Genomic DNA, 24,448 nt, shown 5'->3' with positions numbered 1-24,448 from the left:
AATCTTCTGCCTTTCGTGTCAGGGCGTTTTCACCGGACGTCGTTATCGCGTCACTCGTTGGACGCGATCGTGCCGGTCCTGTCGAACGTCGCCAGCAGGTGGCGCATCGCACGGGTCTGCGCATGCTCGTTTCCGTACGTGGCCTGCGTGTATGCGACGGCACTTTCCAGCGCGGTGCGTGCCTGTGTGCGGCGACCACGGCGCAGGTCGAGGTCGGCGCGCATCACCAGCACGTTCGCCCACCATTCCGGCCGCTGGTTCGTGGCCGGTTGCCGGGGCAGCGTCGCTTCGAGCGACGACACCAGCGCCTCCGCCTGGTCGAGATCGTCCGCACGCAGCGCCAGGCGCGCCTGCAGCAGGCGGTTCAGGAAGCCCCAGATGAAGTCGGGCGCATAGGCCTGCAGCAGTTCCGTGTTCTCCTCCAGCAGGCGGCGCGCATGCGCGAGGTCGCCCGGTGCGTTCCGTTCGATCAGGCCCTCGGCCAGGCTGATCCGGTGCAGGGGAGGCAATGGCAGGCGGTTCTGCCGGCTGTGCTCCAGCGCGGCTTCCAGCATGCCGATCGCTTCGTTCACCTGCTGGCGACGGACGACGGGCGTGGGCGCATGGAGCGTCAGCAGGCCACGGGCCAGCATCGATTCCACCCGTTGCACGTCGTCATGGTCCGCCGGGTAGGAGGCGCGCAGGATGACGTCGGCCCGGCGCAACAGGGCGATGCCGTCGATGCGGCTGTCCGGATCGAACAGAGAGGACAGCGCGCGCACGCGCAGCACGTCGGCGTACTCCGGGTGCTGTTCGCCATAGTGGCGGCGCACGATGGCGTCGGCGCGGTCCAGCCCGTCCTGGCATGCGCGCAACGCACCCAGCGCGCAGTCTGCGTGCGCCAGCAGGCGCCAGGCGCGGCCGACCAGCGGGTGCGTCTCGCCCAGCTGCCGCCGGTAGTCCGCCAGCACTTTCGCCGCCAGGCCGCGACCCTCTTCCATGTGACCCAGGGCCATGAGGTTCTGGGCGACGAGGAAGCGGGCGCCATCGGCCACCAGCGGCGCGCGGTCGCGCGACAAGGCGATCGCCGCCTGCAGGTCGGCCTCGGCCGCGGCGAAACGGGTTTGCCGCAACGCCCACTGGCCTCGCAGCGCCAGCAACTCCGACTGCGCGATCGTGTCGCCGTGCAGCCGGGCCAGCGCCAGCGCCGCGGCCAGGGTGCGCTCCGCCTCGTCGCGCTGCAGTTGATGCCACTGGCTGCGCGCCTGTTCGGTCAGCAATTGCAGCCGTGTGGATGCGGGCACGTCGTCGCCGGCCGCCGCGAGCGCGCTGGCGGCCACGCGGCCGGCTTCGGCGGGCTTGCCCTGCAGGTTGAGCAGCGCAGCCAGGGTGGCGGCGCTGCCGGCGGCATCGTCCGGTTGCAGCGCACTCGCTTCCTGCGCCAGCACCGTGGCGCGTGCGTAGTCGCCGATGGCCATGTAGTTGCGCGCCAGCATGGCAAGTCCGCGGGCCTGTACGCGGGGATGTTCGTGCAGGTCCATCGTCCGCATGCGCAGTTCGGCATCGGCCAGCAACTGCTGCGACGACAACGGCGTGGCGCCGAGGCTGGACAGCGTCGCGGTGCCGAGCGTCTGCTCGAACACCTGCGACAGCGCCTGCGCTTCCGCCACCTCGTGCGCCAGTTGCCGGCCATGCCAGGCGACGATGCCGCCGCCCGTCGCCAGTGCGAGCAGGCACAGGACCGTCAGGGCGGTGGCGATGCGATGGCGCGCAAACGCACGACCGATGCGGTACGCCAGCCCACCCGAGCGTGCCTGCACGGGCTGCCCGTTCAACCATGCGGTCAGGTCGCTTCGCAATGCGGCCACCGACGCGTAGCGTGCCTCCGGCAACGGCGCGGTGGCGCGCAGTGCGATGGCGTCCAGGTCGCCGGCCAGCTGACGCGCCAGGGCTGCCGCCGTGCGCGCGCCACGCATGCGGGCCGAGGCGACGGGCATGCGAGCGGCCAGCGACGACATCGTGGGCGTCTCCGCATCCGTCTCCGCCACCGCGGGCCCGACGAACTGCAGGGGCGATCGCGGCGGCGGCAGCATGCCGCCCAGCAGGGAGTACATGAGTCGGCCCAGCGACCAGATGTCGGCGGTGGCCTGCGGGTCGGCGGACGACAGGGCTTCCGGTGCGGTGTAGCCCTGCGACATCGCCAGGCGTGGCGCGCTGCCGGATGCGGTGAGCGAGGCGGTCAGGCCGAAGTCGAGCAACTGCACCTAGCCTTCGTCGGTCACCATCAGGTTGGACGGCTTGATGTCCTGGTGCAGCACGTGGCGCGCGTGCGCGTAGGCGACAGCATCGCAGGCCTGCACCAGCAGTTCCACCCGTCGCCGCAATCCGCTGCGTCGACGGTCGCACCACGCATCGATCAGGTCGCCCTGCACGTAGCGCATGGCGAACCAGGGATTGCCGTGCGGATCCAGCCCGCCATCGATCAGTCCCGCGATCACCGGGTGATCGAGCGCCGCCAGCGTTTCGCGCTCGCGCAGGAAGCTGGCGACCAGCGGTGGCGACGACAGTTCGCGATGGATGCACTTCAAGGCCACCCGCTGCCGGTACTGGCCATCGTCCCGCTGCGCTTCGTAGACGGTGCCCATGCCGCCGAGGCCGATGACGCGCTCGATGCGCCACGGACCCAGGCGCTGTCCCAGCAGGGGATCGCGCGCGGAGGCGGACGACCGGGTGGGCGCGACCAGAGTCTCCGTCACCTGGTCGAGCAGGTCCGCCTGTTCGCCGGCATCCAGCGCCATGTCCGATGCCAGCAGGCGCTGCAGCATGCGGTGGGTATCCGGGTCTTCATCCTGCAGGGAAGCCAGCGCGGTGGCGCGCCGTGCGACCGGCAGCGTGAGGTACTCGTCGAACAGCGCCAGCGCGCGGAGGGTGGGGGTATTCATGCCGGACGGCCGCCCTGTCCGGCATCTGCACGCGGGGGTATCCGGGAGAAGGGGCGACGCATGCACTTCATGGGACGAGGTTCCCGGCGGGTGTCATGTGAGGTGACATCGGCAAGGCGAGCGCCGACAGGACGTGCCCCGGGCGGTGCGGCGGCAGGCGCATGCGGGTCCGTCGCGACGATGACATGGCGCACACGCCCGCGCGGCCAGAATCGGGCCATCAGACAGGAGAACGCCCATGACCCATCCGACCCGCGAAGACGTCATCCTGCAGCTGGATCGCGTGGATACCGCGCTGGAAGCACCGGACGCCGACAAGGCGGCGCTGATGCGGCAGGCCGTGGATTGGCTGGCGGAGAATCCGCCGAAAGTCGCGGCGGATGCGCTGTACTACCGCGAGCGCCTGCAGGTGATCCGCGAGCGCCACGGCGTCGCGTAGCGCACCACCGGCTTACGCCTGGTACTGCTTCTCTTCGATGAAGCGGGAACCGGCCAGGCGGTTGATCGTGTTCTTCACCGCGATGCGTTCGCCATTGCGCTGCGCGACTGCGCGCGCCAGGGTGACGAATTCGCCGTCGAAGGCCTGCGCGGCTTCCTTGGCGCGCAACGCGTCCTGCACGTCCCACATGCGCTCGTTGATCGCGCGCAGGTCGTGCTTCAGCGGGGCGAGTGCTTCCTGCGCGCTTTCCAGTGGCGCCCACAGTGCGCGCAGCCCCTCCAGTTCGACCTGCACGTGCGCGCGCTTGCCGGCATCCTCGATGCGCTCGGCCTTGATCTCGAGGATGGTCAGCTTGTCGGCCAGTTCGCCGATGGAGACAGGGATGAGGATGGTGTTCATGCGGCCATTCTAGCGCTGGTGAGGCCAACGACGGCGTGCATGGCATGATGCCCCGTCATCCGTGGCCGGAGAACATCCGCATGCTGCAGCGCCTGTTCGCATCGATCCTGATGCTCGCTCTCTCTCCCCTGGCGCTCGCGGCGCCGTCGCAGGTCCGCATCGTCCAGCAGGACGGCGCTCATGTCCTGCTGGTCGATGGCGCGCCATTCCGCGTCAAGGGCGCGGGCATGAGTGGCGACCGCCAGGAAGCGCTGGCCGCGCGCGGCGGCAATTCCTTCCGCACGTGGAGCACCGGCATGGACGAGGCCAGGGTGCGCGCGATGCTGGACCGTGCGCAGCGCAACGGCCTGAAGGTGGCGATGGGCATCGAGGTGGGCAACGAGCGCCACGGGTTCGATTACAACGACCGCGCCGCGGTGAAGCGGCAGCTCGAGCGCATCCGTCGGGAGGTCGGTCTCTACAAGGATCATCCCGCCGTGCTGATGTGGGTGGTCGGCAACGAACTGAACCTGCACTACAGCAACCCGAAGGTGTGGAATGCCGTCGGCGGCATCGCCGACATGATCCACGCCGAAGACCCGAACCATCCGGTGATGACCACGCTGGCCGGTTTCGACCGGAAACTCATCGACCTGCTGAAGGCGCGTGCGCCGTCGCTGGACCTGATCGGCATCCAGCTGTATGGCGACATCGGTGCGTTGCCGGAGAAACTCGAGAGCAGCGGCTGGACCGGACCATACGTCGTCACCGAATGGGGCCCGACCGGGCACTGGGAAAGTCCGTTGACGACGTGGAAGGCGCCCATCGAGGATGACGCCTCGCGCAAGGCGGCATTGCTGCAGCAGCGCTACGAACAGGTGATCGCGGCGGATACGAAGCAGGGGTTGGGCTCGTACGTGTTCCTGTGGGGCGACAAGCAGGAGCGCACGCCGACGTGGTACGGCCTGTTCCTGCCCAGCGGTGAAAGCACCCCGGCGGTGGATGCCATGCAATACGTCTGGACCGGCGCGTGGCCGGCGAACCGCGCGCCCTCGATCCAGCCGTTGCGGCTGGACGGCCGTGTCGCGACCGACAGCATCGTGCTGGCGGCGGGGAAGTCGTACGCCGCGCACGCCGATGCGCAGGATGCCGACGGCGATGCCGTGACGTACACATGGACCGTGCTGCATGAGAGCACGGCCACCAGCATCGGCGGCGACCGCGAGGATGTGCCCGCGCAGGTCGAACTGGTCCTGCAGCAGGACGGGAAGGGCGGCATGACCTTCATCGCGCCGGACGCGCCGGGTGCCTACCGGCTGTTCGTCGAAGTCCACGACGGTCAGGGGCATGCGGCCTACGCCAACCTGCCGTTCCTGGTGGCGCGCCCCTGATCCGTCGCCCGCAGCGTTCCACCCGCAAGGTCGACCGCCAGTGCTGCGGCGCAGCATAATGGCGACATGGATGTCGCACCGCCCCCCGTCGCCCTCCCTTCCGTCGCCGATGAACTGACCGCACGTCAGGTCGGCCTGATCCTGTTCGCGCTGACGCTGGGCGGTTTCGCCATCGGCACCAGCGAGTTCGCCAGCATGGGCCTGATGCCCAACATGGTGGCGTCGCTGGGCGTGACCGAGCCGCAGGTCGGGCACCTGATCAGCGCGTATGCGCTCGGCGTGGTGGTCGGCGCGCCGTTGCTGGCGATCCTCGGCGCCGGCTGGAAGCGCAAGACCCTGCTGCTGGCCCTGATGGGCTTCTATGCGCTGGGCAACCTGGCGAGTGCGCTGGGCCCGACCTACGAAAGCCTGCTGGTATTCCGCTTCATCGCCGGCCTGCCGCATGGCGCGTACTTCGGCGTCGCCGCGCTGACCGCGGTGGCGATCAGCCCGCCCAACAAGCGCGGCCGTGCGATCAGCCTGGTCATGCTGGGCCTGACCCTGGCGATCCTGATCGGCAATCCGCTGGCGACCTGGCTGGGCCAGATCATCGACTGGCGCTGGGTGTTCGCCGCGGTGGCGCTGGTCGCGTTGACCACCGCCACGCTGCTGGCGATCTGGTTGCCGGCCGGCATCGACGGCGCCAAGGCGCACCCGCTGGACGAACTGCGTGCCTTCAACCGGTTGCCGGTGTGGCAGGCGCTGGCCATCGGCGCGATCGGGTTCGCCGGCATGTTCTCGGTTTTCAGCTATCTGGCACCGACCATGCTGGGAGTGACGCGCGTGTCGCCGGCCTGGATTCCGCTGGGCCTGGCCGGCTTCGGTGTCGGCGGCGTGATCGGCAACTTCGTCGGTGGCTGGCTGTCGGACCGTTTCCAGCTGCGGGGCGCGTGGATGGTGCTGGCCTGGGCGATGGTGGCGCTGCTGCTGTTCCCGCTGCTGGCGAAGGGATTGCCGACGATCCTGCTGGCCACGGTGACGATCGGCCTGATGGGCGCGCTCGGTCCTATCCTGCAGTCGCACCTGATGGACGTGGCTGGCGATGCGCAGACGCTCGCTGCCGCCTCGCACCACGCCGCGTTCAATACCGCCAACGCACTCGGCCCCTGGCTGGGCGGCATGGCGATCACCGCAGGGTACGGGTGGACGTCGACGGGCTATGTCGGTGCCGCGATGGCGGTGGCCGGCCTGCTGATCTACCTGTGGGCGCAACGGACCTTGCGCGGTACGGCCACGCCGGCCGACGTCGCCTGCGATGCCGCCTCCTGATTCGCGGCTTACGCGTTTCGCGCCCGTAATCCTCTGACGCGGCGGGGCCTTACTCCGGTGCGGAGGCGGCCGGTGGCGAGCCCGAGCGCCAGCGCCGTGTGGTGCGCTGGAAGAACTGGCTGTTGGGGATCTGCAGTACGGTGTCGCCGCGCAGGGCGTCCTCTTCCAGCAGCGTGGTGTAGAGCAGGTTGATATCGATCACGCGGCCGCGCAGGCCCGGCTTGTCGCCGTTCTCCAGCACCTCGATGTGGTCGTGCACCCGGAACGGTCGCGTGGTCAGGATCAGCACGCTGCAGAAAATGTTCGACAGCACGCTCCAGGCGGCGAAGAACGCGACGGCGGCCACCGCGGTGAAGCCGGTCAGCGCGGTCCACAGCACGCTGCCCGATACGCCGAGCCGGCCCAGGGCCAGCATGCCGGCGGACATATAGACCAGGACGCCCAGCAGCCGCCGCGCGCTGACCGCCACCTGGGCCGGCAGGTGGTAGCTGTCGCAGATGCGGCGCACGATGATGCGCAACACACGGAGCAGCACCCATGCGCCCAGCAGGATCGCGAGCGCCTGGGCGATCGGGATGGCGACCGCCGCGCCTTCCTGCAGCCAGCCGTTGAATGCGGGCCACGACATCAGCAGGCCTCCGTGGAGACGGAAGACGCGAACTGTAGGGTGGGACAGGCGTGCTGGATCATGCCGGAAGGGTGAGGGCGCGGATGCGCAGGGTCAACCTCAGGGTTCGAACGGATGCGCCTTCCCGCAGGCGAGTACGTGGTTGTAGTCGCTGGACATGCACTGGTAGAAATCGCGCCGCACGCCGCTGGCGGATTCGCAGTCCTGCAGGCTCAGTGCGACGAGCAGCGAACGTAGGGCGGGCGCCATGCCATCGTAGGCGGCCTGGGTCATATAGCCGGCCCGCAGGTTCTTCTCGCCGACCTCCAGCATGGTCTCCACGCCGTACCGCGCATTGTCGACCGCCTTGCCGCAGGCGAGCGGCGCGTCCGCATCGCGCACCTCGGACAGCTGTTGCGCGATCGTGTTGACGTCGGCCTGGACGTCCGCAGGCAGGGTGCGGGGCGTGGCCTGGTCGTCGCCCTGCGCACTGCACGCGAGAGACAACAGGCCGATGGCGGTCGCGGCGCGGAGGGTGCGGCGGCGTACGTGCGTCGGGCATCCGGCGACCATGCGGTTTGACAGGTATTTGACGTGGGAGCGTGATTCTAAGGGTGCGCCGCTTGTCGCGCGCTACCCGGGCTTGCCAGAATGTGACGGGGACGGACCCCAGCGGTCGGAAGCATGACGCGTGGCGTCCGGGATGCCCGCTACTTCCACTTTGTGAGGACCACATGACCTACAAGCTACTTGCCGCCATCGCGCTCGCCCTGTCGAGTGTGGCGCCCGCCGCCAGCGCGGGTGAATGCGAGGACAACTTCAGCAAGTCCGGCAGCATCTTCTCGGGCAACGATTTCTCCAGCCGGGTCACGGTGCCGGACCTGTCGGTCAAGGACGCGATGGGCCAGATGCGCGGCATCATGATCGGCGAGAAGATGGACGTGATCACCGAAGACGTCGAGACCGGCGCGATGCTGGTCGAGCAACGTTCCACCGGCACTACGCGCGCGATCCCGACGCTGATCAACATCAGCCAGGAAGGCGGCGCGGCAGTGGTGCAGATGACAGTGAAGACGGAGAAGGGCCAGTTGGCCAAGCAGGATGCGATGCGGCCCTACATGTGCGAGATCCTCGCCAAGATGAAGGGCGGCAAGGAAGGGCGCGCCGCGGCGGCACAGGGCGCGAAGACGCAGAACAACGCCGACGTGACGGTGAAGGACGTCTACGTGTTCTCGCGCGAGATCGCGCGGGAAGCCAAGGGCAACGCGGTGGCCGTCACCGCACGCCACAAGGGCCGCAACTACGCGCTGCGCGGCCGCGTGGACTACGTGCAGGAGGATGGCGAGGACTACAACGTCTCGTTCGAGATTCCGCAGCCGGGCACGGGCCTGCTGCAGGTGCCCGGCGACAACGAGCCGCGCGTGGGCGTCGCATGCCTGTTCAAGCCGAACCAGTTGGCCAACGTACTGACGTTCCGCAAGGGCGACCGCGTAGTGTTCAAGGGCCAGTTCCTGCGCTACGACGACTTCAAGCGCGTGCTGTGGCTGCAGAACTGCGTGCAGACGCGCTGAGGCCGGATTGCCACGGACGATCTCCGTCCGGTTTTCCGCAAGCAGAAAGGGCGCCCTCGGGGCGCCCTTTCGTTTGGCAGGCCGGATCGCCGCCGACCGAGCGGATGACGTCAGCTGTCCTGCCGGCGGAACACGCCCACGTTGGTATAGCTGCGGCCGTCGCTCAGGTGGCCGCGCATGCGGATGACCAGCGTGTCGGCATCCACCAGTTCGCGTTCGGACCACTGCACTTCCTGGCCGTCGCGCCAGGTGGTCGAGTGGAGTTGGGTGGGCGATACCGACTCGAAGCTCAGCGCGTCCGCGTGCGGGGTGTCGTGATACGGGTAGGGCGTGCCGTCGGCCCTGCCGTCGAAGGCCGCGCGGTGGCGCTTGCCGTTCCTGCCCAGCCATTCCGACGCGATCGACAGCGCGCCGTCGTCCGCGCACGCCAGCCGGTAGTGGCCGGCGCGCGGTGCGCGGCCGAGCTGGTAGTCGCACTGCTCGGGCAGCAGGTGCCAGGTGCCGGCGAAGGCGGCGGCGGCATGGATCGTCATCTGCACTCCTTGTGCGGGCAGGGGGTTCGACAGCAGGGCTCCATGCTAGCGAGCCCCCCCGGTGGGGCGGCTGCCAACGCTGTCTCAATTCCAGATCCGCGCCTCGCGCCGAAGGCAGGAGAGTGACCGCATGCCGCGACGAGTGTGATGCGAAGTGCGACGCACGCCACAGCGCCGCGCCGGTCATCGCGTCCGCGGGTCAGCCCCGCGTCGTGTCGGTGCTGTCCTGCGGCAGGTCAGGAAGCCCGACTGCCGCCCGAGCCGAGGAGGGGCGTCCGTGCCAGGGCGGCGCATCGAGCTCGTGCGTCAGTGCGTCCGTGACCAGCAACTGGACCAGCGCGTCGTGAACCAGGGGGTCGATGGTCCTGAGGATTGCCAGGGCGCCGGCCTGGTCGTCGTCCGACATCTCGCTGTACACGCTGAACAGGTCCATCGCGAGTGCCGTGGCCTGCTTCATGCGCGTGCCGTTCGGGCTGTGGCGGCATGCCCCTGCATCGGCGCCGGCAAGGACGCGGCACGGCAGAGGAACGGCGGAGGTGGGAGTCGGCGGTGCACGTCTGAGCATTCGTTGCCGGAAGGTCTTTCCGGACGTACACCCGCGGCGCACTGCCGCTGGACTCAGACGGGGTCGGGCAGTTCGCCTTCGCCGAGATGGCTGAACAGGAAGGCGCGCGCTTTCCGCCAGTCGCGGCGCACGGTGCGTTCGGTCACCTTCAGGACGCCCGCGATTTCCAGTTCGCTGAGCCCGCCGAAATAGCGCATCTCCACGACCTGTGCCAGCCGTGCATCCAGCTTGGCCAGGTCGTTGAGGGCCTGGTCGAGGATCAGCAACTGCTCCAGCCGTGAGCTCTGGCCCGGTTCGGTGGTCTCGTCCAGCGGCAGCAGGTCCATGCCTTCGCCCCGCTTCTCCGCGAGCGTGCGACGGACCTCGTCCAGCAGGACGAAGCGCATGGCGCGCGCGACCAGCGCCACCAGGTGTGCGCGGTTCTCCACGCTGAAGTCGGCACTGGCCAGCTTCAGCCAGGTCTCGCTGATCAACGAGGTGGGCGAGCGCACGTGGCCGCGCCGCTGTTGGCGGATCTGCGACCGGGCGATCTGGTGCAGGTCGCGGTACAGCAGCGCGTAGATGCGGTTCCAGGCGCCGGACTCGCCCTTCTCGACCTCCCCCAGCAGCTGGGTGACGGAATCCGGGTCCGCGGGCGGTATGGCGGCCACGTCGAGCGAGCCCGGCAGGTCCTCCGCGCCGGTTCCGATCCCCTCAATGTCCCGCCGCCCTGTCATGTCCGGAATGTGCCTGTCATCACGATCTCGTTCCTTACAAATAACCCCCTCCCGGGGCCGTCAAGCAGGCCGTAACCCCTGCTTCGTCCGCCGACATGCCGGGAACGGGGGGCAGGGAGCCGGGAATGCGGGGTGCAGGTATCGGAAGAGCGGGATCCACAAGAGGACGGCATGGGTAGTTCGAGGAAGGTCTGTGCGGTAGTGGCGTCGGCAATGGCGCCGATCGGGACGGGGGACATCGCCGCGGCGGAAAAGGGAGCGACCCATGGTGCATGAGGACGCGGTGGATACTGCGCGGAAGGACGGCGATGCGGCGGATGAGCCGCAGGCGCTGGCGGTTGCGCTGCCGGCGCACTGGCCCCTTCCTCAAGGCGTCGGTCCCAGGGCGCTCAGCCAGTGGCCCATCACCGAGCGCCTGACGGCGGAGGAGTGGAAGCAGCTGATGAATGCCTTGCCGGGCCGCGTCGGCGCGCGGGCGCGCCATGGCGGCAACGCGCGCCGGTTCATCGAGGCGGTGCTGTGGGTCGCCCAGACCGGCGCCTACTGGTCGGATCTGCCACGGGACTTCGGTTCCTGGCACGGCATCTATGTCCGTTTCATCCGGTGGGCGCAGGACGGCAACTGGGCCCAGGTGCTGGCGCATTTTGACCCGCAGGACCAGCGCGCCCTCGATCTGCATGCCTTGATCGAACGCTACCTGCAGCGCAACAACACCAAGTACCTCAGCCGGGCGATGCGCGCTTCCTGACCATGTCCTGTGACGTGCAAGGCAGTGCGAATAGGTAGGGGACGTTGCTGCAGAACACGCGGAACGGCGTGCCGGAGGCGGAAAGCCTCCATGACGTTCATCCGCAGACCGCTATCCGCGGGCGTACCCCCGTCCGCGGCTAGGTGGGTCCATTCCGATCCCCATCGGGTGTGCCCATCGCCGTCCATGCCCGACACATGGACGGCGTCGCGCTCAGGCGCCGAGGGGAGGTGCAATGCCTCCCCTCTCTTTTTCCGGCTTGCACGGATCGATGACATTCCGCTTCGATGCGCTTAACACGCCATGGCCTATCGTCGTGGCCCGATCCCTGCACGCAGGAGGCCCCATGACCACGCATGTTTTCACCGCCGAGGATTCCGCAGGCCGTCGTTGCCGCATTCAGGTGATCCGGAGCGGCGACACTGGCATGTCCGGTGGCAGCGGGCCCCAAGCGCCCGCCTATGTGCTGGAAGACGGCAGCCATGTGCGGCGTGTCGACAACGACACCTTCCAGATCATCGGCACCGGTGCCTACATCACCCGCGTGCCGGACTGACCGGGCACACTGCGGGCCGCGGCCTGCGAGCGGTCAGTAGACCGCCGCCGCATGCAGCGGAGCGGCGTGGTCCCAGGTGGCGCGTGCCGCCAGGAAGCCCAGTTCCACCAGCACCCCGGTGCCGACGACGAGCGCGCCTTGCCGTTCGACCAGCTGCACCGCCGCTTTCAGGGTGCCACCCGTCGCCAGCACGTCGTCGATCACGATGACGCGCGCGCCGGCGGGCATGGCATCGGCGTGGATCTCCAGGCGGTCGCGTCCGTATTCCAGTCCGTAGTCGAGTGACAGCGTATGCCCAGGCAGCTTGCCCGGCTTGCGCACGGGCACGAAGCCGACGTCGAGTTCGCGTGCCAGCGCAGCGCCGAGGATGAAGCCGCGCGCCTCCACGCCCACGACTGCGTCCAGGCGGATGCCGCGCCAAGGCGCGGCCATCGCCGCGACCGCCTCCGCGAAGGCGCCCGCGTCCGCCAGCACGGGCGTGATGTCCTTGAACAGGATGCCGGGCTGGGGAAAGTCGGGAATATCACGAAGCAGGTCGGTCCAGGCGGACATGGGAGGCTCGCAGGCGGGAGGGCGCCGATGCTACCGCACACCGCCCGCCTGCCATGGGATGCATTCTCCCGGCAATGCCTGCTAATCAGGATGCGCACTGGCGACTATGCTTCCGCGACCTTCACTTCCTGACCTTCCCATGAGCGCTCCCCTGTCGATGTACCAGGCCTCCGTCCCCGCGTTCCTGCGGGCGTTGCGCAACCTCCGCCACATCCTCGAGAAGGGCGAGGCGCACGCCCGCGAACATGGCGAGGACGCGGGCGCGCTGCTGCAGGCCCGCCTGTACGAGGACATGTTTCCCCTGGTGCGGCAGGTGCAACTCGCGACCGATACCGCGAAGTTCGGCGCGGCGCGCCTGGCCGGCGTGGAGTCGCCACGCTTCGAGGATGTGGAAACCACATTCGAGGCGCTTTACGCGCGCCTGGACGCGGTCGCCGACTACCTGCGCACGTTCGACGAGGCCGCGCTGCAGGGCAGCGAAACGCGTGCGGTCACCCTGTCCACGCGCACGCGTGGCGATCTGCAGTTCGACGGGCGCGGCTATCTGCTCGGCTTCGCGCTGCCGAACCTGTTCTTCCACGTCACCACCGCGTACGCCATCCTGCGCCACCGTGGCGTGCCGTTGGGCAAGCTGGACTATCTCGGTCCCGCCGCCTGATCGCGCAATGCAGTGTCACCCGGCGACGCACGCCTGCGCGCGCGCCAGCAGCAGGGCCTGTTCACGTTCGTTGCGCGTCATGCCTGCCGCACGCTCGAACTCCACCCGCGCTTCGTCGCGGCGGTCCAGCTTGAACAGCAGGTCGCCGCGCACGCTGGGAAGCAGGTGGTAGTGCTTCATCTCCGGCTCGTCGAGCAGCCTGTCGACCAGTGGTAGCGCGCTGGCCGGGCCGGTGGCCATCGAGACCGCCACCGCACGGTTGAGTTCGACCACGGGCGACGGGTTCACCTGCGCCAGTGCGGCATACAGCGTCGCAATTCGGTTCCAATCGGTGGCATCGGCGGTGTGCGCACGCGCGTGGCAGGCGGCGATGGCGGCCTGCAACGCGTAGGGGCCGAACGCGCCACCCAGACGCTCGGCGCGCGCCAGCGCCTCCAGGCCGCGCTGGATCAGCAGGCGGTCCCAGCGGTTGCGGTCCTGGTCCAGCAACAGCACCGGTGCCCCGTCCTTGCCGACGCGCGCGGGCAGGCGCGAGGCCTGGATTTCCAACAGCGCGATCAGGCCGTGCACGTCCGGTTCGCGGGGCGCCAGCGCCGCCAGCATGCGGCCCAGCCGCAGCGCTTCCTCGCACAGCGCCGGTCGCATCCAGCCGTCGCCGCTGGTGGCCGAGTAGCCTTCGTTGAACACCAGGTAGACCACGCCCAGCACCGAGGCCAGCCGCTCGTGCAGTTCCTCGCCACGCGGCACTTCGAACGCGACGTCGGCATCGGCCAGCGTGCGTTTGGCCCGCACGATGCGCTGCGCCACGGTCGGCTCTGAGGTCAGGAATGCGCGTGCGATCTCGTCCGTGGTCAATCCGCACAGCAGGCGCAGCGTCAGCGCCACGCGCGCCTCCATCGACAGCACCGGATGGCACGACACGAACACCAGCCGCAGCAGGTCGTCGTCGATGTCGTGGTCCAGCGCATCCTCGTCGCGCGCACGCCGCTCCTCGTGCGCGTCGTCCAGCTCGCGCGCCAGTTCCTCATGCTTGCGGTCGAGCAACTGCAGCCGGCGCAGCCGGTCGATGGCGCGGCGCTTGGCGGTGGTCATCAGCCATGCCCCCGGATTGTCCGGCACGCCGTCACGGGGCCAAGTTTCCAGCGCGGAGACCAGCGCGTCCTGCGCCAGTTCTTCGGCCAGGTCCAGGTCGCGCAGCATGCGCGCCAGACCGGCAATCACGCGCGCCGATTCGATACGCCAGACGGCGTCGATCGCGCGATGGGTAGGAGAGGTCGACATGCCGTGCATCACACCACGGCACCGCGGCGGGAAAAAGCCGCAGTGCAGCGGGCAGGAGCGTCAGCGTGCGCACGACATCCCCGCGCAGGCATCACGCATCCTTCTCGCAGTTGATCATCCACGGCACGCCGAACTTGTCGACCAGCATGCCGAAGCGCACCGCCCAGAACGTCTGCGCCAGCGGCATGGTCACCTGGCCACCGGCCGACAGCGCGCCGAAGATGAGCTCGGCGTCCGCGATGCTGTCCACCGACAGCGACACCGAGCAGCCCTTCACGCCCTCGTACGCATACGCCGGATGGTTGTCCGAGCCCATCAGCACGGTCTGTCCGAAGGTGATGTTGGTGTGCATGATCTTCTGCTTGTGCTCGGGAGGAAAATCCTCGCAGCCCTCGGCGCCGTCGAAGCGCATCATCGGCCCCAGCTCGCCGCCGGTGGCCTGGGCATAGAAGGTGAAGGCGGCTTCGCAGTCGCCATTGAGGATCAGGTAGGGATTGACGTTCATGTCGTGCTCCTTGGGTGGTGGGTGTCGCGGTGGCGCCGGACGACGCCGGGATGGCCTTCCTGTACGCGACGATCCGGCGGCCCCGGAATCGACATGTCGGCAGGCGGGATTTCATTCGCGGAAGCGGCGCTCAGCCGGTCGGGGCGTTGTCGGCCAGGATCGCCGCGCGCTGGCGCCGGGTCAGCCGGTCCCAGGCGTAGCCGTAGGACCATGCCACCAGCGCCTTCAGTTCGGTGGTCGGCACCGACGCGACATCCACCACGGTGATCCACCGGTGGATGCCCAGCCAGCGCGCCGGCTTGATGCCGGGCTGGTCGGTCAGCTCCAGGAAGCGCTCCGGCGCCACCTTGAAGCTGAATCGCCAGCGCTCCGGCTCGCTGGTCTTGAAGTAGGCGAACCGCTTGCCGCCCACCGCATAGGTCAGGATGTTCGCGGGGTCTGCATAGCGTTGCTCGACGCTGCCGGGCAGCGAACGGCAATGGCGTTTGAGGGCGGCGACATCCATGCGTGCATGCTAGCCCCGTGGGGCGTCGCGCGGATGTCATCGATGCGTCGTTGCGGACAGTCCCGGCCCTCGGGTCGCATCGCGCATCCCGTCGCCGTGCAGTCGCGCTTTCACGCCGGGTTCGCGTGGTCCTGCCGCAAAGTCGGTCCATGACCGAACTCAGCATTCTCTACGTCGACGACGACGATCGGCACCGCACCATGGTGGCCGAAGCCCTCGAACTGGCCGGCCATCGCGTCACCCAGGCGTCCTGCGGCACGACGGCGCGGGCGCTACTGCAGCAGCAGGTTTACGACTGCGTGGTGACCGACTACGACATGCCCGGCGTCACCGGCGCCGCGGTGGTGTCGGAAGCCCGGCGCCTGCAGCCGGCCGTCACCGTGTGCGTCGTATCGGGCCATGCCCGCGAGCACATGAGCGACCTGCCCACCGGCACGCTGCTGATGACCAAACCCTTCAGCGTGCCGTTGCTGCTGGACGTGCTGTCGCCGCGGTGAGCGGAGGCGGTTGCCGGCCTGGAACGACGCCGTTACACCCTCGCGTTCGGATCGGCGACACTCCGCGAACCCCACCGAGGAGCGCGCCATGGCCCAGCAGTCCGCCTTCACCCGTCTCGCCAAGAAAGCCTCCACCTTCACCGGCCGGCCATCGTGCTTCGCGCTGGCGCTGGGCATCATCGTGGTGTGGGCGATCACCGGCCCCCTCTTCGGTTTCAGCGATACATGGCAGCTTGTCATCAACACCGGCACGACGATCATCACCTTCCTGATGGTCTTCCTGATCCAGAGCACGCAGAACCGCGACACGGAAGCCATGCAGATCAAGCTGGACGAGCTGATCCGCGTCTCGCGCCGTGCCGACGACGCGCTGCTGGATCTCGAGGAACTGGAAGAAGCCGAACTGGACGCGCTGCGTGCCCGCTACGAAGACATGGCCCGGCAGGCGCGGGATGCGCGTGATGGGCGGAGGATGCGATGATCCGCGGGGAAGGATTTCAAGGATGACGGAGGCGGCATGAAGACGGCCTGGTTCTTGCTCGCAGCGATAGGATTGCCAGTAACGGGGGAGGCGCAGTCCGCTCCGCAGGAAGGGACATTTCGTTTCGTGGAGGGCGGAGAAGCCGGCACGCGCGAGATCTTCGTGGGCGAGAAGCCGGCGGCAGATACCCTGGTGCTCACGTATGGAGGATCCGGTTGTGCCGACCTCGGCAAGTATTGGCTTCCGCGGTTGGCCGAGGGCATGGGCATCAAGGCGCGTTACCTGGCACTCAACAAGCGCCATGTGGAGACGGGTGCCGTCGGCGACGGTGGAGGAGCATCGTGCTCGCCTGCCTTCAACGCGCGCAATACGCCACGCCAGTGGATGGCGGACTACATGGAGTTCATCTCGCGCACGCTCGACGAAGAACCGCGGCGCTGGAAGAAGGTTGTGCTGGTAGGCGGTTCGGAGGGTGGGGCGCTGGCGGTCCGCGCTGCGCGCTCGCGGTCCGACATCACGCATCTGGTCATCGTGGGCGATGGCGGCTGGAGCATGCGCGAGAACCTGTCCTCCCTGCTGGGCACCGAGGCCGTGGACGCCGCATGGAAGGACATCGCACGTTATCCCGACAGCACCGGCAAGACGTGGCTCGGCCACCCTTATCGGTACTGGTTCGACACGTTCGACCACGCTCCGCTCGGCGACTACCTGGCGCTGGATATCCCGGTGCTGATCGGGATCGGCGAGCGAGACCGCAGTGTGCCGGCCGCCTCCGCGCACGAGGTGCTGCGTGCGGCGCAGGCGGCGGGAAAGAAGAACATCGGACTGGTGGTGTATCCGGGCGCGGATCACGGCCTGCAAGCCGATGGGCACGACCATCTGCAGGACTTCCTGCAGGGCGCCGCGCAGGGCATTGCGTCCGGCCTGGTGGAGAGCTCCGGCCATTGACCGTGGCCATGCCGAAGCCGGGTATGGAGCGCAACGCGATCCCCGCCTGCAACGCGTCTACAGCCTCTTTCCCATCAGGTAGTTGTGGATCGCCACGCCGTCCAGCAGCAGGTCATTGCGTCCGAGCAGGGTGAAGCCGCGGCGTTCGAACAGGGGGCGGGCGAGTTCGCTGGCTTCGACAAAGATCAGTTCCATGCCCTGCTCGCATGCATGGCTTTCGATCGCGGCGTACAGCAGCGAGCCGACGTGCAGGCCCTCGGCTTCCGGTGCGGCGTACAGCATGTCCAGGTGGCCGTCGGCTTCCAGGTCGCCGAAGCCCAGCACGACACCGGCCTCATCCTGCGCCACCCACACCTGGCGTCCGTCGCTGCATCGCGCCGCCGTGCGGGCTACATCCGCGGTCGCTGCCCACGCCGCCACCTGGGCCGGGGTGTAGGCGCGCGGTCCGTAGTGCCGCACGGAGCGGGCGTACAGGTCGGTCAGGGCGATGGCGTCGGCGGGATGGTACGGGCGAAGGGCAGGCATGGGCGGCAGGTGTGGACGGTCGGACGGTCGTGGCGCGTTCCCGCAGGACCCGCATTTGCCTTCATCGACCTCGATCGCAGGGACCGGAACGGGCTGCGATTCTCTCATCGCGGATGTCGCGAGGACCAGAAAGCCGCGCAGCTCCCCCCTGCGCGTGTGACCGTGCGGCAGGGTCAGCGGTGCACGAGATCCGCCAGTGCGGTCTCCAGCGTCGGGAAGCGGAATACGAAGCCCTCCGCCAGCGCATGCGCTGGCAGGACGCGCTGGCCGGTCAGCAACAGCTGCGCCATCTCGCCGAAGCCCGCCTTCAGCGCGAAGGCCGGTGTCGGCAGCACGGCGGGTCGGTGCAGGGCCCTGCCCAGCGCACGCGCGAAGTCGCGGTTGGTCACCGGCACCGGCGAGGTGCCGTTGTAGGCGCCGCCGGTGCGGTCGTTGTCGAGCAGCCACGCGATCATCCGCACCAGGTCGTCGCGGTGTATCCAGCTCATCCACTGGCGGCCATCGCCCATCGGTCCGCCCAGGCCCAGGCGGAACGGCGGCAGCATTTTCGCCAGCGCACCACCGTCCATGCCCAGCACGATGCCGGTGCGCACGCGGCAGGTGCGCACGTCCAGGCCTTCGGCCTGCATCGCCGTGGTCTCCCAGTCGCGGCACAGCTGTGCCGCGAAGTCGCCACCCGGTGTCGCGGATTCGTCCAGCGCTTCCTCTTCGCGCGGACCGTAGTAGCCGATCGCCGAACCGGAGACCAGCACGCGCGGACGTGCCGATTGCCTGGCCATCCACGCGATCAGCACCTGCGTGGTTTCCAGGCGCGAGCGGCGGAACTCGGCCTTGCGCGCCGCGTTCCAGCGACCGGCCATCAGCGGTTCGCCGGCCAGGTTGACCACCGCTTCCACGTCGCGCGCCTGGTCCAGGGTCGCCAGCACGCGCGTGGCGGCCGGTAGCCGTGCGCGGGCGCCGGCGGGATCGCGCGTCAGCACGCTCGCCGCGTGACCGGCCTGCAGCAGGTGCTCGCACAGGGCATGGCCGATGAAGCCGGTGCCGCCGGTGATCAGGACGTGCATGGCGCGCCTCGTGGGGAATGAGGGCCAGCTTACGCACGGCGGCGTGTTGCGGATGTGGAACGGACCGTGGGCGGCGATCGCCGGTCAGTTGGGAGTCGGGTGACTACACTACGCGCATGGCGTCGCTTCCCCTGCTCCTGCTCCCCGGCCTGCTGTGCGACGAGCGCCTGTGGCGCGATCCGGCGGCCGAACTGGCCGATGTCGCGACCGTGCACCACGCCGACCTGACCAGGGACGACAGCATGGCCGGCATGGCGGCGCGGGTCCTGGCCGCAGCGCCGCCGGTATTCATGCTGGCGGCACTGTCGATGGGCGGCTACGTTGCGTTCGAGATCCTGCGGCAGGCACCGCAGCGCGTGGCGAAGCTGGCCCTGCTCGACACGAGCGCGCGGCTGGATCCACCCAAGCGCAGGCTGGTGCGGCAGGCCGGCCTGACGATGGCGGAGGCGGGACGCTTTGCCGGCGTCACTCGCAAGCTGCTGCCGCAGCTCGTCCACGAGAGCCGCGTGGACAGCGCGCTGGGTGAGGAGGTGATGGCGATGGCGCAGCGCGTGGGCCTCGATGCCTTCCTGCGCCAGCAGCGCGCCATCATCGACCGGCCCGATTCGGAGCCGCTGCTGCCGGCGATCGCCGTGCCCACGCTGCTGGGTGTGGGCGAGGACGACCGCATGACGCTGCCGGAGGAAACCCGGCTGATGCACGACCGCATTCCCGGCGCGCGGCTGCACGTGTTCGCACGCTGCGGCCACCTGCCGCCGATGGAGGTGCCGCAGGAAACGGCGGCGGTGCTGCGCGACTGGTTGACGGCGACATGACGCGTGCTCCGCGCACGCCGCTGCAAGCAGACGCGCCCGCAAGCGCGGACAATGGCGGCCATTCTTCTTTTCTTTCGGACAGGCGGGAGTACACATGGAACTGGCGATGATCGGACTGGGGCGCATGGGCGCCAACATGGCCGAACGGTTGGTGCGCGGCGGCCACACGGTGCGCGGCTACGATCCCGGCGACGCGGCCCGCCAGCAGGCCGAGGCGCGCGGCATCGTCCCGCACGCGACCCTGCAGAACGCCGTGTCGGCATTGCCGTCGCCGCGCGTGGTGTGGCTGATGGTGCCGGCCGGGCAGGTGGTCGACGACACGCTGGCGCAGCTGCGTCCGCTGCTGTCGGCCGGCGACATCGTCATCGACGGCGGCAATTCCAACTACAAGGACAGCCAGCAGCGCGCGGGCGAACTGGCCGACGCCGGCATCCGCTACGTCGATTGCGGTACCAGCGGCGGCGTGTGGGGCCTGGCCGAGGGCTACAGCCTGATGATCGGTGGCGATGCCGACGCCGTGGCCACGCTGCGGCCGGTGTTCGCCACGCTGGCGCCGACCCCGGAGACGGGCTGGGGCCACGTGGGGCCGAGCGGCGCCGGCCACTTCGCCAAGATGATCCACAACGGCATCGAGTACGGAATGATGCAGGCCTTCGCCGAAGGCTTCGCCATCCTGAAGAAGAAGGAGGCGATGGACTTCGACCTGGGCGCGCTGGCGGAGATCTGGCGGCACGGCAGCGTGGTGCGCTCGTGGCTGCTGGACCTCACGGCCGATGCGCTGAAGAAGAACCCGGACATGGCCGGCATCGCGCCCTTCGTGTCGGACTCGGGCGAGGGCCGCTGGACGGTGGCCGAGGCGATCGACCTGGACGTGTCGGCGCCCGTCATCACCATGTCGCTGCTGGAGCGCCTGCGTTCGCGCGAGCACGATTCCTATGCCGACAAGCTGTTGTCGGCGATGCGCAACGAGTTCGGCGGCCACGCGGTCAGGACGCAGGACTGATCACTCGGTCTTATCGTCTTCGCCGCTAGGGTGGCGGCTCTGATTTTGGGAGCCGCCGATGAAGATCCTGATGGTGCTGACCTCGCATGACCGCCTGGGCGAGACCGGGCACAAGACCGGCTTCTGGCTGGAGGAATTCGCCGCGCCGTACTACGTGTTCAAGGAGGCGGGCGCGGACGTCGTGCTGGCCTCGCCGAAGGGCGGCCAGCCGCCGCTGGATCCGAAAAGCGATGCGCCCGATGCGCAGACGGCCGCCACCGTACGTTTCAATGCGGACGCCGACGCGCTGTCGGCACTGGCGACGACCTGTCGCCTGAAGGACGTGGTGGACGACACGTTCGATGCGGTCTTCTATCCCGGCGGCCATGGCCCGATGTGGGACCTGGCCGAAGACGCGGACTCGATACGCCTGATCGAACAGACCTTCTCCGCCGGCAAACCGGTGGCGGCGGTCTGCCACGGCCCGGCGGTATTCCGCCACACGCATGGTGCGCTCGGCGAGCCGCTGGTGAAGGACAAGCGCGTCACCGGATTCTCCAACGAAGAGGAAACCGCCGTGGGCCTGGCCGATATCGTGCCGTTCTCGCTGGAAGACGTGCTGAAGCAGAACGGCGCGCGCTACGAGCGTGGTGCGGCATGGCAGGTGCACGTCGTGACCGATGGCCGGCTGGTGACGGGACAGAATCCGGCGTCCTCGGAAGCGGCAGCCGAAGAAGTGCTGCGTCTTCTGCGCTGACCGCATTCACGGCACCTTACCCTTGGCAGGCTAGGGTGCGTCACCGATAGAGGGGAGCAGGACATGACGGACGGGCCGGAGCATCTTTACACGCAGCAGACCGACATCGCCCGCATGGAAGCCCTGATCCGGCAACTGCCCGACGAAGCGAGGGTAGAGATCCGCTTGACCGACGGCGGTGCGATCACCGGCGTCGTCCCCGCGCGTCCCACCGTGCAGGTGTTCCGCGATGCGGACGGCCGGGAGGGATTCAACGCGGTCGTGCGCATCGACGACCACACCCGCCCGGACGTGACCCACTACCTGTGGCTGGACCGGATCGCGTCCGTGACCGCACTGGGATCGGCCTGATGCCGCCGCTGCCCACCGCGGACATCGCCTGCCCGTACTGCGGGGAGACCATCACGCTGGCGGTCGACGATTCCGCGGGCGACCAGCAGTACATCGAGGACTGCCATGTCTGCTGCAAGCCGATCGAAGTCAGGGTAAGTGTGGATGAAGACGGCACCGTCGACGTGGCGGCGTGGGGTCAGGACGACGCCTGACAGCGCATCGCACAGACCGTAACGCCCGTATCGCGACACGCGGCGCTATCCTCCTTTCCGGTCCCACAATGACTCTGGGGAGGGGAGAAATGACGACCACGACGGGTACGAAGCGCTCGGTGGGGTACTGGATCGTCGCGGTATTCGCGCTGGTCTGGAATCTGATCGGGGTGGCGATGTGGTATCTGCAGGTCAACATGACGGCCGAGCAGCTGGCGATGCTGCCTGAAGCGCAGCGGCAGGTGTACGAAGGCACGCCGGGTTGGATCAACATCGTCTTCGCGGTGGCGGTGTTCGCGGGCGTGCTGGGCGGACTAGGGCTGCTGCTGAAAAAGCGGTGGGCGAGCACGATGTTGCTGGCGTCGCTGGCGGCCCTGCTGATCCAGGTGATCGGTGCGTTCGTGGTGACGCCCGCTTGGGCGGCGTACGGTCCTGCCGGTCTGGTAATGCCCGTCGTGCTGGTGGCGATCGCGCTGTTCCTGCTGTGGTACGCCAACAAGGCGAAGGCGCGCGGCTGGCTGTCGTGACTTGTCCCTCTCCCTGCGCAGCGGGGAGAGGGTGCCGAAGGCGGGTGAGGGGCGACGAAGTCCGCATCGTCGATGTGAACGGATCGTTTCCAACGTCGGAGACACGCGAGTATCGGCCTGACATCGCGCTCGCCCCTCATCCGGCCTCCGGCCACCTTCTCCCCGCCGCGCGGGGAGAAGGGAATTCAGACCTCCGGATCCTCCAGATCCACGCCGATGAAACCGCCGGACTGCCGGCGCCACAGCGCCGCATACAGGCCATCCTGTTGCAGCAGTTCCTCGTGGCTGCCGCTCTCGATCACGCGGCCACCGTCCATCACGATCAACCGGTCGAGCACCGCGATGGTGGACAGCCGATGCGCGATGGCGATGACGGTCTTGCCTTCCATCAGCGCGTACAGCTGCTCCTGGATGGCGGCTTCGACTTCCGAATCCAGCGCGGAGGTCGCCTCGTCCAGCACCAGGATCGGCGCGTCCTTCAGCAATACGCGGGCGATGGCGACACGCTGGCGCTGGCCGCCGGACAGCTTCACGCCGCGCTCGCCGACCTGGGTGTCGTAGCCGCTGCGGCCCTTGGCGTCGGTCAGGCCCTGGATGAAGTCGTCCGCATGCGCGCGCTGCGAGGCTTCAAGCAGTTCCGCTTCCGTCGCGTCCGGGCGGCCGTAACGGATGTTGTCGCGGATCGAGCGGTGCAGCAGCGAGGTGTCCTGGGTGACCATGCCGATGTTCCGGCGCAGCGATTCCTGCGTGACCTTCGAGACCTCCTGGCCGTCGATCAGGATGCGGCCGCCTTCCACGTCGTAGAAGCGCAGCAGCAGGTTGACCAGCGTCGACTTGCCCGCACCGGAACGTCCGACGATGCCGACCTTCTCGCCCGGCCTGATCACCAGCGACAGGTCGTCGATGACCTTCGCCTCGCGTCCGTAGTGGAACTGGACGTGGTCGAAGCGGATCTCGCCCTGGGTGACGTCCAGGTCTTTCGCGTCCTTCGCATCGGCGATGGCCAGCGGCTGCGCCAGCGTGCCCATGCCGTCCTCGACGGTGCCGATGTTCTCGAACAGGCCGGCCACTTCCCACAGGATCCAGTCCGACATCGAGCGGATACGCATCACCAGTGCGATGGCGACGGCGATCGCGCCCATCGAGATCGACGACTGCAGCCAGGCCCAGATCGCCACGCCGGCCACGCTGGCCAGCAGGAAGGCGTTGAGCGTGTGCAGGGCGACCGTCAGCTGGGTGACCAGCCGCATCTGCGCGTGCACGGTCACCATGAACTCGTCCATGGCGTTGCGCGCGTAATCCTGCTCGCGCATGGTGTGGGCGAACAGCTTGATGGTCTGGATGTTGGTGTAGCTGTCGACGATGCGGCCGGTCATCTGCGCGCGCGCATCCGACTGCGCCATCGACACCTTCTGCAGGCGTGGCACGAAGTGGAACACCAGCACCAGGTAGCTGACCAGCCAGATGACCAGCGGCAGCACCAGCCAGAGGTCGGCCTGCGCCACCAGCACCACAGTACCGACGAAGTAGACGACGACGTAGACGAACACGTCCATCAGCTTCATCACCGTCTCGCGGATCGACAGCGCGGTCTGCATGACCTTCTGCGAAATGCGGCCGGCGAATTCGTCCTGGAAGAAGCCCACGCTCTGCCGCAGCAGGTAACGGTGCGACAGCCAGCGGGCGATCATCGGGTAGTTGCCGAAGATGGTCTGGTGGATGACGAGTGACTGCACCAGCACCAGCAGCGGATAGGCGACCACCACCAGCACGCCCATCCACAGCAGCTTCTCGCCGTGCACCTGCAGGAAGCTGTCGCGGCCGGTGTTGCCCATCCAGTCGACCAGCTGGCCCATGTAGTCGAAGAAGGTGATCTCCAGCGCGGAGATCACGCCGGTCAGCACCGACATCACCACCAGCCACGGCAGCAGCGGGCGCGAGTAGTGCAGCAGGAACGGCAGCAGTTTCCGCGGCGGCGTGGTCGGCTCGCCCTTCGGATACGGATTGATGCGGGTTTCGAAGAATCGGAACATCGGGTCGGTCCATCGTGGGCGCGCATCGGCGCGCCGGAAA

General features: G+C 68.4%; 29 protein-coding genes and 1 pseudogene. 16 read left to right on the top strand and 14 right to left on the bottom strand.

What is annotated here, in order from left to right:
- Nucleotides 1–50: 50 nt before the first annotated feature.
- Nucleotides 51–2,777, bottom strand: a pseudogene (locus tag ACGHX3_RS16755) (protein kinase).
- A gap of 382 nt (nucleotides 2,778–3,159) precedes the next feature.
- Between ACGHX3_RS16755 and ACGHX3_RS16750 the strand changes: the two are divergent.
- Nucleotides 3,160–3,360: a hypothetical protein gene (locus ACGHX3_RS16750; RefSeq protein ID WP_162337464.1), complete on the top strand. Its 201-nt coding sequence runs from the start codon at nucleotides 3,160–3,162 to the stop codon at nucleotides 3,358–3,360.
- Between the two features lie 12 nt (nucleotides 3,361–3,372).
- Here the strand turns inward: ACGHX3_RS16750 and ACGHX3_RS16745 are convergent, their stop codons facing one another.
- Complete coding sequence (locus ACGHX3_RS16745) at nucleotides 3,373–3,759, bottom strand: DUF6165 family protein (RefSeq protein ID WP_394695649.1); 387 nt, start codon at nucleotides 3,757–3,759, stop codon at nucleotides 3,373–3,375.
- A 110-nt stretch (nucleotides 3,760–3,869) separates the two neighbouring features.
- Here ACGHX3_RS16745 and ACGHX3_RS16740 point away from each other — a divergent pair, with 110 nt between their 5' ends.
- Both ACGHX3_RS16740 and ACGHX3_RS16735 read left to right on the top strand, forming a co-directional pair.
- The gene (locus tag ACGHX3_RS16740; protein ID WP_394697320.1) at nucleotides 3,870–5,129 is read left to right on the top strand and encodes a glycoside hydrolase family 2 TIM barrel-domain containing protein; all 1,260 of its coding nucleotides are present in this window, start codon (nucleotides 3,870–3,872) and stop codon (nucleotides 5,127–5,129) included.
- Nucleotides 5,130–5,195: 66 nt separating this feature from the next.
- On the top strand, nucleotides 5,196–6,437 hold the full coding sequence (locus ACGHX3_RS16735; RefSeq protein WP_394695648.1) for an MFS transporter: 1,242 nt from the start codon (nucleotides 5,196–5,198) through the stop codon (nucleotides 6,435–6,437).
- Between the two features lie 49 nt (nucleotides 6,438–6,486).
- Here ACGHX3_RS16735 and ACGHX3_RS16730 read toward each other — a convergent pair whose 3' ends face one another.
- Nucleotides 6,487–7,065 (bottom strand): mechanosensitive ion channel family protein, encoded by a 579-nt coding sequence (locus ACGHX3_RS16730; protein WP_162337461.1) that lies wholly within the window; start codon nucleotides 7,063–7,065, stop codon nucleotides 6,487–6,489.
- A gap of 99 nt (nucleotides 7,066–7,164) precedes the next feature.
- Nucleotides 7,165–7,617, bottom strand: a complete 453-nt coding sequence (locus tag ACGHX3_RS16725; RefSeq protein ID WP_394695647.1) for a hypothetical protein — start codon at nucleotides 7,615–7,617, stop codon at nucleotides 7,165–7,167.
- Nucleotides 7,618–7,778: 161 nt separating this feature from the next.
- Here ACGHX3_RS16725 and ACGHX3_RS16720 point away from each other — a divergent pair, with 161 nt between their 5' ends.
- Nucleotides 7,779–8,615: a hypothetical protein gene (locus ACGHX3_RS16720; protein ID WP_394695646.1), complete on the top strand. Its 837-nt coding sequence runs from the start codon at nucleotides 7,779–7,781 to the stop codon at nucleotides 8,613–8,615.
- Between the two features lie 110 nt (nucleotides 8,616–8,725).
- Here ACGHX3_RS16720 and ACGHX3_RS16715 read toward each other — a convergent pair whose 3' ends face one another.
- The 3 genes from ACGHX3_RS16715 to ACGHX3_RS16705 all read right to left on the bottom strand — a co-directional run bounded on the left by ACGHX3_RS16715 (nucleotide 8,726) and on the right by ACGHX3_RS16705 (nucleotide 10,429).
- A complete protein-coding gene (locus tag ACGHX3_RS16715; RefSeq protein WP_394695645.1) occupies nucleotides 8,726–9,148 on the bottom strand; it encodes a hypothetical protein in 423 nt (140 codons plus the stop codon).
- 199 nt (nucleotides 9,149–9,347) lie between these two features.
- A complete protein-coding gene (locus ACGHX3_RS16710; protein ID WP_213605087.1) occupies nucleotides 9,348–9,605 on the bottom strand; it encodes a hypothetical protein in 258 nt (85 codons plus the stop codon).
- A gap of 161 nt (nucleotides 9,606–9,766) precedes the next feature.
- Nucleotides 9,767–10,429: an ECF-type sigma factor gene (locus ACGHX3_RS16705; RefSeq protein ID WP_394695644.1), complete on the bottom strand. Its 663-nt coding sequence runs from the start codon at nucleotides 10,427–10,429 to the stop codon at nucleotides 9,767–9,769.
- Nucleotides 10,430–10,694: 265 nt separating this feature from the next.
- Between ACGHX3_RS16705 and ACGHX3_RS16700 the strand changes: the two genes are divergently transcribed.
- Both ACGHX3_RS16700 and ACGHX3_RS16695 read left to right on the top strand, forming a co-directional pair.
- Entirely contained in the window at nucleotides 10,695–11,177 is a 483-nt protein-coding gene (locus ACGHX3_RS16700) for a transposase (RefSeq protein ID WP_394695643.1), read from the top strand.
- Nucleotides 11,178–11,523: 346 nt separating this feature from the next.
- On the top strand, nucleotides 11,524–11,733 hold the full coding sequence (locus ACGHX3_RS16695; RefSeq protein WP_394695642.1) for a hypothetical protein: 210 nt from the start codon (nucleotides 11,524–11,526) through the stop codon (nucleotides 11,731–11,733).
- A 33-nt stretch (nucleotides 11,734–11,766) separates the two neighbouring features.
- Here the strand turns inward: ACGHX3_RS16695 and ACGHX3_RS16690 are convergent, their stop codons facing one another.
- Nucleotides 11,767–12,285 (bottom strand): adenine phosphoribosyltransferase, encoded by a 519-nt coding sequence (locus ACGHX3_RS16690; RefSeq protein WP_162337453.1) that lies wholly within the window; start codon nucleotides 12,283–12,285, stop codon nucleotides 11,767–11,769.
- A 139-nt stretch (nucleotides 12,286–12,424) separates the two neighbouring features.
- Between ACGHX3_RS16690 and ACGHX3_RS16685 the strand changes: the two genes are divergently transcribed.
- Entirely contained in the window at nucleotides 12,425–12,943 is a 519-nt protein-coding gene (locus tag ACGHX3_RS16685) for a DUF1993 family protein (protein ID WP_394695641.1), read from the top strand.
- Nucleotides 12,944–12,958: 15 nt separating this feature from the next.
- On the opposite strand, the gene ACGHX3_RS16680 is transcribed toward ACGHX3_RS16685, so the two are convergent.
- The 3 genes from ACGHX3_RS16680 to ACGHX3_RS16670 form a co-directional block, all read right to left on the bottom strand.
- Complete coding sequence (locus ACGHX3_RS16680) at nucleotides 12,959–14,224, bottom strand: RNA polymerase sigma factor (RefSeq protein WP_394695640.1); 1,266 nt, start codon at nucleotides 14,222–14,224, stop codon at nucleotides 12,959–12,961.
- 91 nt (nucleotides 14,225–14,315) lie between these two features.
- Nucleotides 14,316–14,729 (bottom strand): VOC family protein, encoded by a 414-nt coding sequence (locus ACGHX3_RS16675; RefSeq protein ID WP_394695639.1) that lies wholly within the window; start codon nucleotides 14,727–14,729, stop codon nucleotides 14,316–14,318.
- 130 nt (nucleotides 14,730–14,859) lie between these two features.
- Complete coding sequence (locus ACGHX3_RS16670) at nucleotides 14,860–15,234, bottom strand: MmcQ/YjbR family DNA-binding protein (RefSeq protein ID WP_394695638.1); 375 nt, start codon at nucleotides 15,232–15,234, stop codon at nucleotides 14,860–14,862.
- A gap of 149 nt (nucleotides 15,235–15,383) precedes the next feature.
- Between ACGHX3_RS16670 and ACGHX3_RS16665 the strand changes: the two genes are divergently transcribed.
- From ACGHX3_RS16665 to ACGHX3_RS16655, 3 genes are all read left to right on the top strand, one after another.
- Nucleotides 15,384–15,731 (top strand): response regulator, encoded by a 348-nt coding sequence (locus tag ACGHX3_RS16665; RefSeq protein WP_162337449.1) that lies wholly within the window; start codon nucleotides 15,384–15,386, stop codon nucleotides 15,729–15,731.
- A gap of 88 nt (nucleotides 15,732–15,819) precedes the next feature.
- Nucleotides 15,820–16,212 carry a low affinity iron permease family protein gene (locus tag ACGHX3_RS16660; RefSeq protein WP_394695637.1) on the top strand — a complete coding sequence of 131 codons (393 nt, stop codon included), beginning with the start codon at nucleotides 15,820–15,822 and terminating at the stop codon, nucleotides 16,210–16,212.
- A 36-nt stretch (nucleotides 16,213–16,248) separates the two neighbouring features.
- Complete coding sequence (locus ACGHX3_RS16655) at nucleotides 16,249–17,160, top strand: alpha/beta fold hydrolase (RefSeq protein WP_394695636.1); 912 nt, start codon at nucleotides 16,249–16,251, stop codon at nucleotides 17,158–17,160.
- 57 nt (nucleotides 17,161–17,217) lie between these two features.
- On the opposite strand, the gene ACGHX3_RS16650 is transcribed toward ACGHX3_RS16655, so the two are convergent.
- A complete protein-coding gene (locus ACGHX3_RS16650; RefSeq protein WP_394695635.1) occupies nucleotides 17,218–17,685 on the bottom strand; it encodes a GNAT family N-acetyltransferase in 468 nt (155 codons plus the stop codon).
- Nucleotides 17,686–17,858: 173 nt separating this feature from the next.
- Nucleotides 17,859–18,749, bottom strand: coding sequence for a TIGR01777 family oxidoreductase (locus ACGHX3_RS16645; RefSeq protein ID WP_394695634.1), 891 nt, complete (start codon nucleotides 18,747–18,749; stop codon nucleotides 17,859–17,861).
- Nucleotides 18,750–18,865: 116 nt separating this feature from the next.
- Between ACGHX3_RS16645 and ACGHX3_RS16640 the strand changes: the two genes are divergently transcribed.
- From ACGHX3_RS16640 to ACGHX3_RS16615, 6 genes are all read left to right on the top strand, one after another.
- Nucleotides 18,866–19,564, top strand: a complete 699-nt coding sequence (locus ACGHX3_RS16640; RefSeq protein WP_394695633.1) for an alpha/beta fold hydrolase — start codon at nucleotides 18,866–18,868, stop codon at nucleotides 19,562–19,564.
- Nucleotides 19,565–19,658: 94 nt separating this feature from the next.
- Entirely contained in the window at nucleotides 19,659–20,567 is a 909-nt protein-coding gene (gene gnd, locus ACGHX3_RS16635; RefSeq protein WP_394695632.1) for a phosphogluconate dehydrogenase (NAD(+)-dependent, decarboxylating), read from the top strand.
- A 58-nt stretch (nucleotides 20,568–20,625) separates the two neighbouring features.
- Nucleotides 20,626–21,303 carry a type 1 glutamine amidotransferase domain-containing protein gene (locus tag ACGHX3_RS16630; RefSeq protein WP_394695631.1) on the top strand — a complete coding sequence of 226 codons (678 nt, stop codon included), beginning with the start codon at nucleotides 20,626–20,628 and terminating at the stop codon, nucleotides 21,301–21,303.
- A gap of 63 nt (nucleotides 21,304–21,366) precedes the next feature.
- Nucleotides 21,367–21,654, top strand: coding sequence for a DUF3247 family protein (locus tag ACGHX3_RS16625; protein ID WP_394695630.1), 288 nt, complete (start codon nucleotides 21,367–21,369; stop codon nucleotides 21,652–21,654).
- Nucleotides 21,651–21,848, top strand: a complete 198-nt coding sequence (locus ACGHX3_RS16620; protein WP_394697319.1) for a CPXCG motif-containing cysteine-rich protein — start codon at nucleotides 21,651–21,653, stop codon at nucleotides 21,846–21,848. Before ACGHX3_RS16625 ends, ACGHX3_RS16620 begins: the two co-directional genes overlap by 4 nt.
- Before the next feature lie 89 nt (nucleotides 21,849–21,937).
- The gene (locus tag ACGHX3_RS16615; RefSeq protein ID WP_394695629.1) at nucleotides 21,938–22,375 is read left to right on the top strand and encodes a hypothetical protein; all 438 of its coding nucleotides are present in this window, start codon (nucleotides 21,938–21,940) and stop codon (nucleotides 22,373–22,375) included.
- 185 nt (nucleotides 22,376–22,560) lie between these two features.
- On the opposite strand, the gene ACGHX3_RS16610 is transcribed toward ACGHX3_RS16615, so the two are convergent.
- On the bottom strand, nucleotides 22,561–24,408 hold the full coding sequence (locus tag ACGHX3_RS16610) for an ABC transporter ATP-binding protein (RefSeq protein WP_394695628.1): 1,848 nt from the start codon (nucleotides 24,406–24,408) through the stop codon (nucleotides 22,561–22,563).
- Nucleotides 24,409–24,448 lie beyond the last annotated feature (40 nt).

Source organism: Pseudoxanthomonas japonensis, from assembly GCF_043632995.1.
GTDB lineage: Bacteria > Pseudomonadota > Gammaproteobacteria > Xanthomonadales > Xanthomonadaceae > Pseudoxanthomonas_A > Pseudoxanthomonas_A japonensis.
The sequence above is the reverse complement of the archived record's forward strand: the minus strand, read 5'-3'. Positions and strand labels throughout refer to the sequence as shown.